Source organism: Saccharopolyspora dendranthemae, from assembly GCF_007829955.1.
Classification (GTDB): domain Bacteria; phylum Actinomycetota; class Actinomycetes; order Mycobacteriales; family Pseudonocardiaceae; genus Saccharopolyspora; species Saccharopolyspora dendranthemae.
Map to the genome: position 1 here is coordinate 1,239,492 of NZ_VIWX01000001.1, position 16,243 is coordinate 1,255,734.

Consider the following 16,243-nt stretch of genomic DNA (forward strand, 5'->3'; position numbering starts at 1 on the left):
TCCTCCTTTTGGCCCCGCTACTTTCACGGATGGCGGAGGCGGGGAGGTTCAACCTGTTCACCGTCCGGGCGCGAGTGGCCGCTACCGCCTGCGGTGGGACGAGGACGGGTAATCGTAGTAGCGGTCGTCGTACTCCTCGGATGGCGAGCGACGCCGACGAGGCGGAACGCCCAAGCCGAGATCCGTCTCGCGCGTGAACCCGCTACCCGAGTCGGCGTGCGGGTCGTAACCCCGGTAGCCGTCGACGAACCCGTCGTTGTCGACGTTGTTCAACCGCGGAGTCGTCCCAGGAAGGATCGTGCGCCGTCCATCAGGACCCTGGTGGAAGTGACCGCTCACGGTCATCGCGGAATGGATGTTGCGGCGATCCACGTGCCGGACCGAGTCCCACTCGGTCTGGTACTGCATCCGGTCCAGCAGATCCTGCGGCAGGTTCTGCGACGCCATGTGAATCATGTTGCCGGAGGACTGGATCTGGTAGATCTGACCGGACATCGGCACGTACCAACGGCCGTTGTGCCGGATCGGTTCTCCGCCGTCGGGAACCACGAACTGGTGCGCCGCCACCGCGCTCGGCGTCACCGACACGTAGCCCGAGTCACGCGCGTGCTCACCCCCGTGCACGTGCGACACCAGGTCGTAATCCCGACCCCACGACGTCATGCCATCCCGGAAGATCACTTCCGGCGCACGCGTATCACCCCGGTACATCCACTGCGGCCGCTGCGGGTTCGCCCGCAACTGCGGGTTGTCCAGCGTCACCGGACCGCTGGATGGGGACGGCGCCGTCGTGTAGGTGCCGTAGGCCGGCCGGCTCGCCGAGGACGAGTGGTGCGACCGCAAGGAGTGGTGGGATCGCGACGAGTGGTGGGACCTCGTCGAGTGGTGCGAGCGCGAGGACTCGTGCGAGTGGCGCGACCGCGACGAGTGCCGGGAGTCGTCCGAGGGCGGCAGGCCGGGCGAGAGGTCGGCTTGATCGGTGCTCGGCGCGTGTTCCTGGCGTGGCCGGATCTCGGCGTTGCCGAAGAAGCGGGCGACGTCCTGGATGGCGCGGGCGTCGACGTCGCCGGTCTCCAGCACCACCCTGCGGTCCTCGTCGAACCCGGGGTGCAACCGCACGTGGTTGGCGAAATCGCGCACCGTGCGATCCTCGCCGTCCCAGAGGGTCAGGTGCTCGCCGTCCTGGCTGGCGGTGACCCGGACGACCTGCTCGTCCGCGTTCGGACTGGTGTCGCGGCCGTGCTGGACCAGCGCCGAGACGTCCTCGCCCGGGCTCGGGTAGTGCAGTCCGTCGCGGGTCGGCACAGCCAGCGTCTGGAAGTCGTCGGTGGCTCCGCTGCGGCGCCAGGGTTCGGTTGCCGCGAAGAGCTCCACGATCTGCTGTTCGGCCGCCTTGCTCAGCGGCAACACCTCCAAGAGGTCCAGCAGGTCGTTGATCTGGGCTTCGTCGGAGCGGTCGCCGGTCTCGTCGCCCAACAGCCTCGGGTTCTCGAGCAGCGAGTCGATGCGGTCGTGGGTCGCGGGGTCCTGCGCTGCGGCGACCATCGCCGACGCGAGCTCCACCCGGGCCTGCCACTCCCCCTTGTCGGTGCTGCTGGGGAACATCCGGAACTCCCAGCGGTCGTTCGCACCGCCCTGGACGTGCTCGAAGTTCAGCCCTTCGTTGCGGCTGGAGTTCAGCGTGCGGACGTCCTCGGGCGTGCGGGCGGTGTCGGCGCGCGGCGGAACCGGCATCGGGCCGACCGCGCGGAGTTCTCGCTGCGGCCCGCCCATCGTCGAGTTCGCCATCCGGTACAGCGACTGCTCGCGGGCCTTGGCCAGACCCGCGAGGGCGACGCTCGCACCCGGGGTGAAGGCGGCTCCCTCGTGGCTGACGTTGACGTGCCCGCCACCCTCGTCGACCGAACCGCCGTACTTCTCCACGACAGAACGGATGGTGTCGACTGCGGTTTCGAAGCGCTGCCAGGAGCGCGCGTCGCCGGCGAGCTTCTCCGACACCGCCTCGATCCCGCTCTCGAGCGTGTCCTCGTCGACCAGGCGCCAGCGGTCAGGCGCCTTCTTCACCAAGCCGGAGGCCAGTTCCTGGCCATCGCGCCAGTCCCCCAGCCCGGCGTCGCGGAAAGCGGCGCCGAGTTCCTGCACGGCGACGTCGAAGTGCTCCTCCGGAACGGTGAACTCGATCTCGGTGCCGAACCGGGCCCCGGGCCGGCTGCTCGCGCCGCCGGGAACACCGCTCGCGTAGTACTGCACGGGACGGACGCCGGCAGCAGCGGCCGAACGCGCGGCCCGGTACGCGTCGAGCACCGCGGCGAAGCGCTGCTCGCGAGGCACCGAGGAGGCGGGGGCGGAGTCGTCGGAGCGGACCTGCCCGCCGTCGCTGACCGTGCCGCCCTGGCTCGGAGGAAGCCCGGGACGCCGATCGTAGTAGTAATACGAGTTGCTCGACGGCGGGTAGTACGAGGAGGACGAGCTGGTCGTCGGGTAGCTGGACGTCGGGATCGAGCGGCTGGATTCCCGCGAGGAACGACTCGGGCGCGGCGGCTCACCCAGACCCAGATCGGTGCGACGCGTGAACCCGCTGCTCGCGTGAGCATGCGGGTCATAACCCCGATACCCCTCCTCGTAATAGCGATTCTCGACGTTCGTCAGCTCCGGCGTCGTCCCCGGCAGGATCGTCCGGCGACCATCGGGACCCTGGTGGAAGTAGCCGCGAACCGTCATCGCGGAATGGATGTTGCGGCGGTCGACATGGCGGACCGAGTCCCATTCGGTCTGGTACTGCATCCGATCCAGCAGATCCCGCGGCAGGTTCTGCGAGGCCATGTGAATCATGTTGCCCGAGGACTCGATCTGGTAGATCTGACCGGACATCGGCACGTACCACCGACCGTCGCGCCGGATCGGCTCGCCACCATCAGGAACCACGAACTGATGCGCCGCAACAGAACTCGGCGTCACCGACACGTACCCCGAATTCCGCGCATGCTCACCCCCGTGCACGTGCGACACCAGGTTGTAGTCCCGGCCCCACGACGTCATCCCCTCGCGGAACACCACCTCCGGCGCACGCGTATCACCGCGATACATCCACCGAGGACGCGGCGGATTCGCCCGCAACTGCGGGTTGTCCAGCGTCACCGGACCCGCCGGAGGGTATGACGAGCCGGTCTGCGGGGTGGACGAGGGCACCGGCGGATAGCCGGAGTAGGACGGCCTGCGCGACGACGAGTGGTGCGACCTCGACGAATGATGCGAGCGGGACGAGTGGTGCGACCGCGACGACTCGTGCGAACGACGCGGCCGCGAGGGCTCGTGGGAGTAGCGGTACCGGTCGTCCGGCGAGACACCGGGCGAGACATCGGCAGGGTTGCTCTCGCGCGGCGCGGAGGACGCGGCGCGCGAGACCTCCGGGATGACGCCGTCGCTGGCCAACGATCCCGGCAGATGAGGCGAGGCCACATCCATGATCTGCTGCATGTGCCGATCGAGAACCCGATAATCCGCGCCCTCATGCCGCACATCCATCAGATCACCCGGCACCGGACTATCCGCAGTGTCCAACAACTGCCGAGGATGCGGATACGCATCCCGCACCCCGAAGAAATGCAGCACCTCGTGCGTCAACTCCGACGCAGACGCGCCAGCAGCCCACCGATGCTGATCCATCGGATTGCTCACATCATCCGGACGACCCGGAACCACCTCCACCACACCATCCGCACCACCCGGATCATCGACGAACACCACGTGGGCGTGGGCTTCGACCTCCGGCCCGGGAAGCACGTTCTCCGGCTGGTTGAGCAACCTCTCGATGCCCGCGGCCGTGTTGGTGCGCACGGCATCGAGATCCGCCGCAGACACCCCCTCAGCCGGCCGCAGGTACAGCTTCGTCTCCAAGTTCCAGCGCCCCGACTCCGGCGTCAGGCTGTAGCTCACCTGCTGCCGGATACCACTGCCCTCGCCCCGCCGCACCGTCGGACGCCCGCCCTCACCACCGAACACGAACGCGTTGTCCAACGCCTTCCACCGCTCCGCCTCCACCCGGAACACCGGCCCCGGCTGACCGGGAAGCTGCGACTCCTGCTGCTGAGCGATATCGGGCGGGCTGCTGCTGTCCGCTGCGGCCTCCGTCGACGAGTCGTCGCGCACCACGCGCGGCCTGGACCCGTCCGGTTGGAAGCTGCGCCACTGGAGCTTGCCGCGACCGTTGTCGACCAGCGCCACGACTTCCTTGCCGAGGTCCACGGCGACCCGCGTGCCGCTGTCGGCGAAGTCGACACCTCGGGATTCCGCATCGGGGACCAGCACCACGCGCTCGGCGCTGGCATCGACGTGCGCAGCCAGGGTCTCCGCGCTGATCGGCCCGGCCGGGGCCTGAATCCTGGGACTGCCGGCGAGGGAGCTCGGAACGCGGGCGGAACCGGAGTGGCGAGTTCCCTCCTGGCTCCGGTCCTCCCCCGAAGTGCGCGGGGGCAGCCCTGGCAGACCAGGCGAGATGTCCGGATCGTAGTACCGGGTGTCATCACGGAGCCCGAGGTCGGTGTCGCGGGTGAAGCCGCTGCGGGGATCCGCGTGCGGGTCGTAGCCGCGGTATCCCGGGACGTAGTTCCGGTTCTCCACGTTGGACAGTTGCGGCGTCGTGCCGGGCAGGATCGTGCGCCGGCCGTCCGGACCCTGGTGGAAGCGGCCGCTCACGGTCATCGCGGAATGGATGTTGCGGCGATCCACGTGCCGGACCGAGTCCCATTCGGTTTGGTACTGCATCCGGTCCAGCAGATCCTGCGGCAGGTTCTGCGAGGCCATGTGGACCATGTTGCCCGAGGACTCGATCTGGTAGATCTGCCCGGACATCGGCACGTACCAGCGACCTTCGTAGTACACGGGATCGCCACCATTCGGCACGACGAACTGGTGCGCCGCTACCGCGCTCGGCGTCACCGACACGTAGCCGGAATTGCGCGCGTGCTCACCCCCGTGCACGTGCGACACCAGGTTGTAGTCCCGGCCCCACGACGTCATCCCGTCACGGAAGATCACCTCCGGCGCACGCGTGTCACCTCGGTACATCCACACCGGACGCGGCGGATTCGCCCGCAACTGCGGGTTGTCCAACCGCACCGGACCCGCAGCGGGGTGCGACGAGCCGGCCTGCGCGGCGGACGAGGACACCGCCGGATAACCCGAGTACGACGGCCTGCTCGACGACGAGTGGTGCGACCTCGACGAATGATGCGAGCGGGACGAGTGGTGCGACCGCGACGACTCGTGCGAACGACGCGACCGCGACGAGTGCCGGGAACCGTCCGAGGGAGGCAGACCCGGGGAGATGTCGGCGGATTCGGCGGACCGCTCAGCGAGGCCGAGGTCGCTGTCCCGGGTGAAGCCGCTGTCGGAGTCCGAGTGCGGGTCGTATCCCGGGTGCTGCGGAACGAAGTTCTCGTTCTCGACGTTCGTCAGCGTCGGCGCCGTACCGGGGAGGATGGTGCGCTTGCCGTCGGGCCCCTGGTGGAAGTACCCCTCGACGGTCATCGCTGAGTGGATGTTCTCGGCATCGACGTGCCGGACGGCGTCCCATTCGGTTTGGAACTGCATCCGGTCGAGCAAGGCCTGCGGCAGGTTCTGCGAGGCCATGTGGATCATGTTGCCCGAGGACTCGATCTGGTAGATCTGACCGGACATCGGGAAGTACCACTTGCCGTCGCGCTGGACGGGCGGGCCACCGTCGGGCACCACGAACTGGTGCGCCGCGACGGCGCTGGGCGTCACCGACACGTACCCGGAGTTCATGGCCTGGTCGCCGCCGTGCACGTGCGCGACGAGGTCGTAGTCCCGGCCCCACGAGGTCATCCCGTCGCGGAAGATCTCCGCCGGGGGACGCGTGTCCCCTCGGAACATCCACCGCGGCCGTGGCGGGTTCGCCCGCAGCTGCGGGTTGTCGAGCGTGACCTCGCGGCCCGGCTGCTGGGCGCCGCCCGCGGGTTGGCTGACGGTCGCGCCGGTGCTGGCGCTCTCCGCGCTGGGCGGCAGTCCCGGGCCTCGGTCGTAGTAGTTGTCGTAGGAGCTCGACTGCCTCGGGTAGTAGGAGGACGAGCTGGTGCTGCCCGGGTAGGCGTCGTCGGAGGGAGAGCGGCGCCGTCGGGACGAACCACCCAACCCGAGATCCGTCTCCCGCGTGAACCCGCTCCCCGCGTCCGCGTGCGGGTCGTAACCCCGGTATCCGCTGACGTAGCCTTCGTTGTCCACATTGGTCAGTTGCGGTGTCGTGCCGGGAAGGATCGTGCGCCGCCCATCAGGACCCTGGTGGAAGTGACCGCTCACCGTCATCGCGGAATGAATGTTGCGACGGTCGACATGGCGGACCGAGTCCCATTCGGTCTGGTACTGCATCCGATCCAGCAGATCCTGCGGCAGGTTCTGCGACGCCATGTGAATCATGTTGCCCGACGACTCGATCTGATAGATCTGCCCCGACATCGGCACATACCAACGGCCGTCGTACCGAATCGGTTCTCCGCCATCGGGCACCACGAACTGATGCGCCGCCACCGCGCTCGGCGTCACCGACACGTACCCGGAATTGCGCGCGTGCTCACCACCGTGCACGTGCGACACCAAGTTGTAGTCCCGGCCCCACGACGTCATGCCATCCCGGAAGATCACCTCGGTCGGACGTGTATCACCCCGGTACATCCACACCGGACGCGACGGATTCGCCCGCAACTGCGGGTTGTCCAGCCTCACCGGAACGCTGGGCTGGGGCGGCGCCTGCGACGAGCGGTGCGACCGGGGCTCGTGCGAGGAGCGGGAGGATCGCGACGAGCCGGCGTAGGGGTCGTGGTGACTGCCGTGATGCCGTCGCGGCCGGTCGCTCGGGGGAACGGCTGGTGAGACGTCGGACGGGTTCGCCTCGCGCTGCGACGAGATCTCGGTCCCGGACGAGGACGGGATGACGCCGTCGGTGGCCAACGATCCCGGCAGGTGAGGCGAGGCCACGTCCATGATCTGCTGCATGTGCCGATCGAGAACCCGATAATCCGCGCCCTCATGCCGCACATCCATCAGGTCACCCGGCACCGGACTATCGGCGGTGTCCAACAACTGCCGAGGATGCGGATACGCGTCCCGAACCCCGAAGAAGTGCAGCACCTCGTGCGTGAACTCCGACGCGGACGCGCCAGCAGCCCACCGATGCTGATCCATCGGGTTGCTCACATCATCCGGACGCCCCGGAACCACCTCCACCACACCATCGGCGGCACCCGGGTCATCGACGAACACGACGTGGGCGTGGGCTTCGACCTCCGGCCCGGGCAAGGTGTGCGACTGCTGGTTGACGAGCTTCTCGATGCCCTCCGCCGTGTTCGCCCGCACGGCCGCGAGATCCGCAGACGTCACCCCCTCGGCCGGCCGCAGGTACAGCTTCGTCTCGAAGTTCCAGCGCCCCGGCTCCGGCGTCAGGCTGTAGCTCACCTGCTGCCGGATACCGCTGCCCTCGCCCCGCCGCACCGTCGGACGCCCGCCTTCACCACCGAACACGAACGCGTTGTCCAACGCCTTCCACCGCTCCGCCTCCACCCGGAACACCGGCACCGCCTCGTCGACGTCCACGGGAGCCTCGGCCACGGGTGGCTGGGCGGGCGCGGTGTGCGATGGCGCGGCCGGAAGCCGGTCCCGGACGGACTCGGCGATCTGCGCGCTGGAGGGGTCGGCGAAGAACTCCTCGGCGTGCCGCGAACCGAAGTCCTCGATCCCCGACGCGTAGGCCACCGCGGCGAGGATCTCGCGGCCGGTGTTGCGCTGCGTCACGCCGAGATCGCGGAGGTCGATCTCGACGCTGCGCCCGATCTCCCGGGTGTCCCCGGCGGGTGGGCGCGGGTTCCCGTCGCGTTCCAGGCCGGTGGGAACGAAGTGCGCATCGGACTTGGCGTTGCCCGCGCCCGGGTTCGAGTGCGCGACCTCGCCGTGGTCGCTGAGCCGGTAGGCGCCGTGCAGGTCCTCGCCGATCTGGTTGGCCAGCGTCCCGCCGATGAAGTCGCCGTCGGCCGCGAAGTGCTGCTGCGCGTGGCCGCCCGGGAGCGACGGGAATCCGGCCATGTGGTGGGGCCGGCCGGTGTAGGGGTTGGTCTCGGGACGGATGCCGAGCACCATCGTGTTGTCGTCCAACCAGGGCAGCGCGAAGTACTTCTGCTTGCGCCACTGGCCGTCCTGCCCCTGCTGGAGCAGGTTCCCGGAGCGGTCGAAGTGCCTGCCGTCGCTGTCGGTCCTGCTCTCGTCGGGACGGAGTCCGGTGTCCTGCGTGCCGCGGGGAGGCGCTCCGGGGGCGAGGTCGCCGGCCTCTCGCCGGAGGTCGTCAAGCGCGAGCTCGTTCTCCGCGATCTGCCGCCCCACCTGGTCGAGACGCTGCACGTCGGGCTCGGTGACCTCGATCGCCGCGCGGTGGATGATCTCGACCTGGCGCGGGTCCGGCCTGGGCCCGCCGTCGAGGTGCGGCTCGGCCATGGCCTGCACGGCATCGGCGAGCCGGCTGATCCTGCTGGTCAACCGGTCGTACTGCGAGTGCAGCTCGGCGAGCTGGCCCTCGATCGCCTGGACCTCGCGCTGCGCCTGCTCCGGTGTCCGGGACGTCCCCGCCGTGACGTTCACGTCCTGCTGCGCGGTGTCGGGTGCGGTCTGCGGCGGAGCGTCGAACGGGGTGTGCTCGCCCTCGCGGACGTCGAATTCCACCGGTGTGCCGGTGAACCCGCGCGAACCTTCCCTCCGGTGCTCGGACCAGCTCGGCGCGAAGTGCGGCTTCGAGCGGATGATGAGGTCGTAGTGCGGGATGGCGCTGTAGCGCCGCCAGTCCTGCCCGCGGGTCCGCGAGGTGTTGCTCTGCTCCAGCGCCGCGGCCGCGGTCTCGGAGTCCGTCACTCCGCGCGAGGCGGCGTTCTCGGCGTTGCTCCAGTTCGTGTTGTGGATGGCCATCATCCCGAAACCGGCGTCCGCGCCGCGTGATCGGGAGTCGCCGGACGCCTGGCTCGCTTCCGCGCCCTGCTTCGACGAGTGCTGCGCCTCGGTCCAGGAGTGCATGAACTGCGGGTCGGTGAGCCTCGGTGTGACCTGCACCTCGTAGTCCACCGACAGGAAGCGGTCGTGGACCTTGAACGACGTCGTGTACCCGTCGTCGCTGAGCAGCCTCCGGTCGTGGCCGATGTTGGGCACGATCACGTCCGGTGAGAACAGCGCGTCTAGCTTGCCGCGGTTCGGCGTTCCCTCGCCGAACCAGCGGTGGACCAGGTCCTCGTGCCCTCGTGCGTCGACGATGGCGTCCACGGCCTGCTGGGTGAGCTGCGGGTCCCGGGTTCCCTTGGCCAGCTGGAAGGACGGCGACTGCTTCGCCGCGTCGGTGATGTCGCGACCGGTCCCGCCCGGCGCGTGGTCGGTGGGCTGGTTCAGCAGGAACTCGGGCAGGTTCAGGTCGACCTGACCGCGCGTCTGCGACAGCTGCGGGGGCAGCGTCACCTCGCGTCGTTCCGGGTGCCGGTAGGCGCTGGAGCCGACCGCGCCTTCGGTGAAGGTGGACAGCAGCAGCGGCGGGACGCGGAACTTGTGCACGGTGAAGTTGATCCGCACCGGTGCTCGGACGCCGACGTGGCCGTCGGTGTCCGAACGGTCCTGGCCGAACGTGCCCACCTCGTTGGCCTGCTCCGCTCCGCTCTCGGCGGACACACCGACGGCCGGCATCGGCGCGAGCGAACCGCCTCCGGGAGTCGTCGGGATGATCGGCCACGCGGTCAGCGAGGCCGAGACTGCGGCGCTGCGCGACGAGTCCTCGCCCTGCCCCCGGACGCCCTGCGTCTCGGCGTAACCACCGGTGGGCACCTCGCCGCGGTCGATGATCTCGGCGCCGGGCTGCTGCTCGGCCGTCGCGGTGAAGGTGTAGTAGTGCGAGCCGAACCAGCGCGAGCGGAACAGGGTTCGCTGCCAACCGCCGTTGAGCATCTCGCGGACGTCGGCCGGGTTGTCCAGCGCGCGCAGCGCGTTGGTGGCGTCGAACAGCGGTGCCGGGCGGCCCGAATCGGGGGTCCAGCCCGGGAAGAGCTCGGGCGCGGCGTGCCAGAGCGCGCGAATCGCGTCGTCGGACAGCCGGTCCTGACCGCTCTGCGCCTGGTCGTCCTGAGCGTCCTGGTCCTGCTCGGCCCGGTTCCCGCCGTTCTCCTCCGGCCGGTCCGTCCGCCCGTCCTGCGTCTGCCCGGTCGGTTCCGGCGCGTCTCGCGTGAAGCCGGAGACGACGACCGACCGGTCCAGCCCGGCGCCGAGATCGCGCAGCAGCGGCAGGTCTTCGGTGAGGCGGGTGTCCGGGTGGGTGGTCACCGGGTTCTGCGGTGTGACGTAGAGCAGCCCGTCGGGGACGAGGATCTCGACGGTGTCGCTCTGCGCCCCGGTCGGGTACGGGCTGATCGCGTCCCACCGGTGGTTGGGCTGCCCGAACAGCTGCTGCCACGCGTCGGCCCGGACCGACAGCACCAGGTCACCGGTGTAGAGCTGCATCGGCGTCGTGATCTGCGAGGCGGCCTTGGTCGAGCCGCCGAGCGAGTCGCCGGTCCCGCGGCCGGTCGACAGGGACACGCCCGCGCCCGCGTCGGCCATGGCACCCCAGAAGTTGACCCCGATCTCGCCGTCGGTGCCCCGGTTGTGGCCGCTGGAGACCGACACGCTGGTCTTGTTGGTGGTCTCCCAGGTCGAGTTGCCGGGCACCGGCCCGAGCGGCCGCTCGTTGTGCACCCGAATCTCGAAGGCTCCGCGCTGCATGCGGTCGAAGAACAGCCCGGCGTGAGCACCTCCGTCGCGCACCTGGGGGCCGTGGAACATCCCGGCGAGCCGCGTCTGCCACCACTGCGGGTCGACGTCGAGGAGGTGCTTCGGGTCGCTGTGCCGGGGATCGGTGCTGCCGCCGTGCGCGATCCAGCGGCGGAACCGCTCGAACCTGCCCTCCTTGGCGCTGCGCGCGGCGTCGCGCTGCATCTCGTGGAACGCCTCGTTGGCCTTGCCGTAGAGGTCCACGACCGAGACCACCGCGGTGTTGCCGTTCATGTCGACCCGGTTGCCGTCGTGGAGGTCGTGCCCGGTCGCGGGTACCGGGTCGCCCGGGTTCCAGCCCGCGTCCGCGTCGATCAGGAAACCGGCCACCCGGTAGTCCGCGCTCCCGGGCACCTGCACCTCGGTGGCCGGGGCCTTGCGGCCGAACGGGTTCCGCGCGGAGGTGTCGGTGGCCTGGAGGTTCCAGGTCACGTCGCGGGTGATCCGGTCCGCCTTGCCCTCGTACTTGATGCGCTGCTCGGATTCGAGGCTGTCGCCGTGACCGCTGGACTTGCCGCGAGTCCAGCTCCCGCCGAGACCCGCGATGCCGCCGACGTAGTTGCTCGACCCGTACCCGGAGGGCCGGATCGTGGTCCGGGCCATGGCGGCCAGCAGCGCGCCCACGCCGAAGCTCGTCTTGAACCCGGTGTTCCAGCCGCTGCCGTGCTTGCGCGTCGCGCTGAACCGGACGTCGTTGTCGAGGGTGCGCCGCCCGGTCACGTCGCCCAGATCGCCGGTGAGCTCGAAGCGGAACTTGCGCCCGCCCGCGGTGACGTCGACGGTCAGCGGCTTCCCATCACCGCTGAGGTCGTCGAACTTCGTCATGACCTGGTAGGGGCCGAAGCCGCTCAGGTCGCGGTTGACCTGGTTCCAGTCGACCGAGTCGGTGTCCACGCCCAGCCCGGTGAGCCGTTGCCGGATGTGCTGGCGGGCCTGGTCGCGCAGCTCGCCGGTGCCACCGACGCGGACCACGTTCTTGAACATGCCCTCGCCGTCGAGGACGGTCTGGATCCGCTCCCGCTGCTCGGCGTTCGGAGCGGTGGTCTGCTGCGCGGCCGAGGGCGTGCCGCCGGGGTTGAGCACGTCGCCCAGGACCTTCTCGAACTCGGGAACGTCCTCGTTGCGCACCCACACGTAGGTGGCGCCGTCGGTGGCCTGCACCGGGATCGGGGCGGATTCGGCCTTCCCGCCGGGGCGGGAGGTGATCTCGGCGGCCAGGGACAGGTCGATCCGGTAGCGCTGCGCTCCGCCGCTCTCCAGCGACTTGTCCTTGTTGGTCCCCGATTCCCTGCCGGTCTGGGACTCCTTGCGGGTGGAGTTCAGCGACAGCACGCCGATCGGGCCGACCTGCAGCGGGCTGGTGTTCCCGTCGATCTTCGCCTCGCCCGAGGTGAACAGCCCCCGGACTCGGAATCCGCCCACCGCGCGGGATCCGATGCTGCTGGAGGTGCTGGTGTCCTTGGTGTTGCGCAGGATCTCGCCGGTGCGGATCTGCTGCGGTGCACCGACCTTCTCGAAACCGCGGACCCGCGGCTCGACCTTCACCTTGACCTCGGGGTGCTTCGACCAGTTCTTCCCCGGCATCCGCAACCACCGGGGGTAGGTGGTGCGCTGGCTGATGTCGATGCCGTTGACCAGGCCCTCGGAGGTCTCCTCCACGAACTGCGAGCTGTCGACCTTGGTGGCCACGCCGTCGCTGAGCGTGGGGTCGTCGCGCACCCAGTCCGGCAGGGTGGACATGACGTTGCGGTGGAGCTCGCCGACGCCCGCGTAGCTGTCGAGGTTGGCGATGAGCTGCTGCACGTCGGCGGGCATCGGCACCGGTGCGCGCGGGGCGGGGGTGTCGTTCCGGTCGCCGGCCTGCTGGTCGTTCCGGGTGTCCTGGACGTTCGGGGCGGTGGTCGCCGGAGTCGTGCCGTCCGGGGTGGGAGCCGGTCGCGGCTTCTCCAGGACCGTCTCCGGGTAGGCCAGGCGGACCGTCGGATCGAACCGGGAGTTGCCGCGGTTCCCGTCGGAATCCCACTGGACCTGGAACCCGACGTCGAAGGCCTTGTGGTGGGCGCCGAGCTTCGCGGTGCGCTCGCGGGTGTTGCCGGTCTTGTCCGACACGGTGTTGCTGCGGCTCTCGCCCCACCCCAGGAACGGCAGCAGGCGCAGGTTCAGCGAGGTGGCGGCGACCTCGATCGCCGAATCCACCCAGCCGGCCACGACGTTCTGCCGGAGCTTGCGGGAGACCGCGTGGCTGGAAATGGACCGGCTGGCACCTTCGTGCTTGCTGCTCTGCGACGGCGCGTTGTGCACGTCGGTGTCGGAGGCCACGACCGGAGCCACGGTGTCGGGGTCCATCCGCACGAACACGTTCCGCGTGCCGTCCCGGCCGGGGACCTGGAAGTTCCGCCCGCTGGAGAGGATCTGGAGCAGCCCGAGCTCACCCCGGGTGTCGACCAGCTGCTGGAACCGCTGCTGCAGCCCGGCCCGCACCGCCGGATCGACGTCGATCTTGGAGGCGACGTTCGCGGCCAGCGGTGCCTTCCCGTCCGGCGACCAGACGCCGTCGCTGGGCAGCAACCGGGAGTGGCCGGAGATCACGCCGTCGCGCGTGAGCTCCGCGGGGCGCGGAGTCTCGTCGACGTGCGCGGTCATGTCGGCGGCGAAGGAGTCCGCGGCGCGCGCCGTCTCCGGCAGCACCGGCGCGGGCGTGACCTGCGACGGGTCGGTCAGGGCCAGGTCCAGCCGCGGGTCCTGGTCGAGCGCGGCGAAGAGGTCGTCGTTCGTGGCGGTGCCGCTGTCCTGCGTGGTGCCCGAGTCCTGCTGGGTTACGTCCTGCTGGGTTCCGTCCTGCTGCGTGCTCTGGTCGCCGCGGGAGTCCTGGGCGGTCCGGTCCTGGGTGGGTTCGGAGTCCTGAGCCGGGTCCTGGGGTCGCTGGTCGTCAGCCGGTGCGTGCGAGGTCTCCTGGTCCTGCGAGGTCTCGACCACGGTGCCGCTGGAGTCGACCGCGACCTCCGAGGTCTCGGTGCTCGGGGTGCCGGAGAACTCCGGGAGCGCGGTCTGCGAGGTGGCCGCCACGTCGACGACCGACGGCGAGGACGTGCTGCTCTGGCCACCGTTCGTGGTGCTCCCGCGCGTGGTGGACGACTGGTTCCCGGACTGCGACTGGGTCGGCGACTGCTGCGCGCTCGTGGACGCGGTCGAGTTCGCGGTGCTCGTGCTCGTCGAGGAGGGCTGGGTCTGGCCGGTGCCGGAGGTGGTGCTGACCGGCTGCTGCCCGGTGACGGCGCCGTCGGTGCGCTGGGCCCGGTCGGTGCCCGAGGTCTGGCCGTTCTCCTGCGTTCGTCCCGGCGCCTCGGTCGTGGTCGTGCTGTCGCTCGGCACGTCCTGCTGGCCGGGTCGGCCCTGCTGGGGCTGGGCGGAGTCGGTGCGTGACTGCTGCGAGTCCTGCTGGGGCTGGGCGGAGTCCGTGCTCCGCGAGTCCTGCTGGACCTGGGTGGACTGGTCTACCTGCGAGGTGGAATCCGTGCCGGTGGCGACCGGGGTGGGCGTCGGGCGCGTCCCGGATTCGCCCTGCGCGGCCTGCTGCGGGTCGCTCCCGGTGGAGCCGGTGTTCGACCCGTCCTGCTGGGTCGTGCCGGGCTGCGGAGCGGGCTGGGCGGGGTTCGTGCTCGGCGCCTGCGGAGAGGTCGAATCGCCTTCCTGCACAGCGGTGTCCGAGGAATTCCCCTCCGATACCTGCGACGGGTTCTGCGAGTCGCGCTGCGCGGGAACCTGACCGGATTCCGATGTGGACGGATCGGTGATCGACGTGCCGTCGGCGTTCGACTGCTGCCCCGCTGGCGGCAATCCGGGCGAGAGGTCGGCGTCGGACGAATCCGTCTGCTGCGACTGGGAGTTCTCGGCGGGGACCACGTTCCCGTCCGAGCCGACGGTGACCGCCTCCGGTGACTTCGGCGTTCCGGTGCTCCCGGATCCGGGCTGGTGCGGGACCTGGGTCTGCGGCTCGGTGATCGAGTCGTGGGTCGACTGGCCGTCCGAGGCCGGGTCGACCGGGTCGCTCTGCACGTCCGGCCCGGCGGTCGCGCCCTCGCCCTGCTGGGTCGAGGGCCCCGGGACCTGCGTACCCGACTGGCCGAGCCCGCCGACTCCGCCGAGGCCACCGCCGGTGGACGTGCTCGCGGAATCGCCGTCGGTGCTGGAGGTGTCCAGGTCCCCGTCGCCGTCCAGCAGCGGCGAGGTCTCGGAGTCCCCGCCGTCGTTTTCGCGCTGCGCTGCGAGGAAGGGGTTCTCGCCACTGCCCGGGGTGAGATTGCCGTAGATCCCGGCGCCGATGACGCTGCCCAGGTTCTCCGACAGACCGGCGGACATGCCCGCGGTGAACGAGTACGGGTTGGCCTGGAATCCCTGGCCGGTCATCGCGCCGTAGAGGCCTTCGGTGAAGAACTCGTGCAGGCCCTCCTCGACCGCGTCGGCGAGGCCGCGGCCGAACTTCTCGGCCCACATGCCCTTGAGCGACATGCCCGCGTAGTTGCCCGGGGTGTGAGCGCCGATGTCGCGGGCGATGTGGGTGTTCATGTGGTCGGAGACCTGGGTGGCGAACTTGGCCAGCGACGGGGCCTTCGGGAAGTCGTCCGCGAAGTTCTTGGACGCGGCTTCCGCAGCGGCCTTGAGAACGTCGTTGTCGATCTTGTCGCCGACGCCCTTGACCAGGCCCTTGGCGAGCATGTTGCCCATCGCGCCGCCGAGCGCGGCGAACGGCAGGGCCAGCGCACCACCGAGCGCGCCGACGGCGGCGGCCTGCTTCGTGGCGTCCTCGTCCCAGTCGTCGCGGGTGCCCTTGGCCATCTGGATGCCCTGGGCGGCAGCATCGATGGCCACTTGGAAGGCGATGCCGAAGATCTGCGCCTGGATGACGCGCATCAGCAGCCTGCCCCAGATGTTCTTGAGCAGGAAGCGGACGATGGCGTAGCGGCCGGCGAGCCAGGTCATGCTGGCGCCGAAGGTGGGGCCGGCCATCGCGATGGCCCAGGCGATTTCGGCGAGCAGCTCGATCAGCGACAGCAGGCTGACGAGCTTGACGTACTCGGTCTGCACCGAGAGCTGCTTGAGGAACCCGGCGATCTGCTCGTAGCCGGTCGCGGCGGTCTCGATGTAGCCGTTGCTCTCGACGTACGGCGCCATCCGGTCGGCGAACCGCATCGCCGCCTTGCCGTAGAACTCCGAGCGGATGAGCTTGATGGCCTCGGCGAGCTCGGGGGTGAGCTCGCTGCGCAGCCTGGTGGAGGTGTTGCGCCACGACTCCGACAGCCGCCGAAGTTGATCTTCATTGATCTGCGGCCACTTCTCGCCGGTCAGGACCATGAAGAGGTTTCCGACCTCTTCCGGAACCATGATCGCCATCGTGCGCCCTCAC

The 16,243-nt window shown here is 69.9% G+C and carries 1 protein-coding gene; it reads right to left on the bottom strand.

Going from position 1 to position 16,243, the window contains the following annotated elements:
- Positions 1–81 precede the first annotated feature (81 nt).
- Entirely contained in the window at positions 82–16,221 is a 16,140-nt protein-coding gene (locus FHU35_RS05630) for a WXG100-like domain-containing protein (protein ID WP_145737282.1), read from the bottom strand.
- Positions 16,222–16,243 lie beyond the last annotated feature (22 nt).

Bases quoted from the DNA above. Each gene is read 5' to 3' on its own strand.
- FHU35_RS05630 (WP_145737282.1), bottom strand. From the start codon at position 16,221: ATGGTTCCGGAAGAGGTCGGAAACCTCTTCATGGTCCTGACCGGCGAG.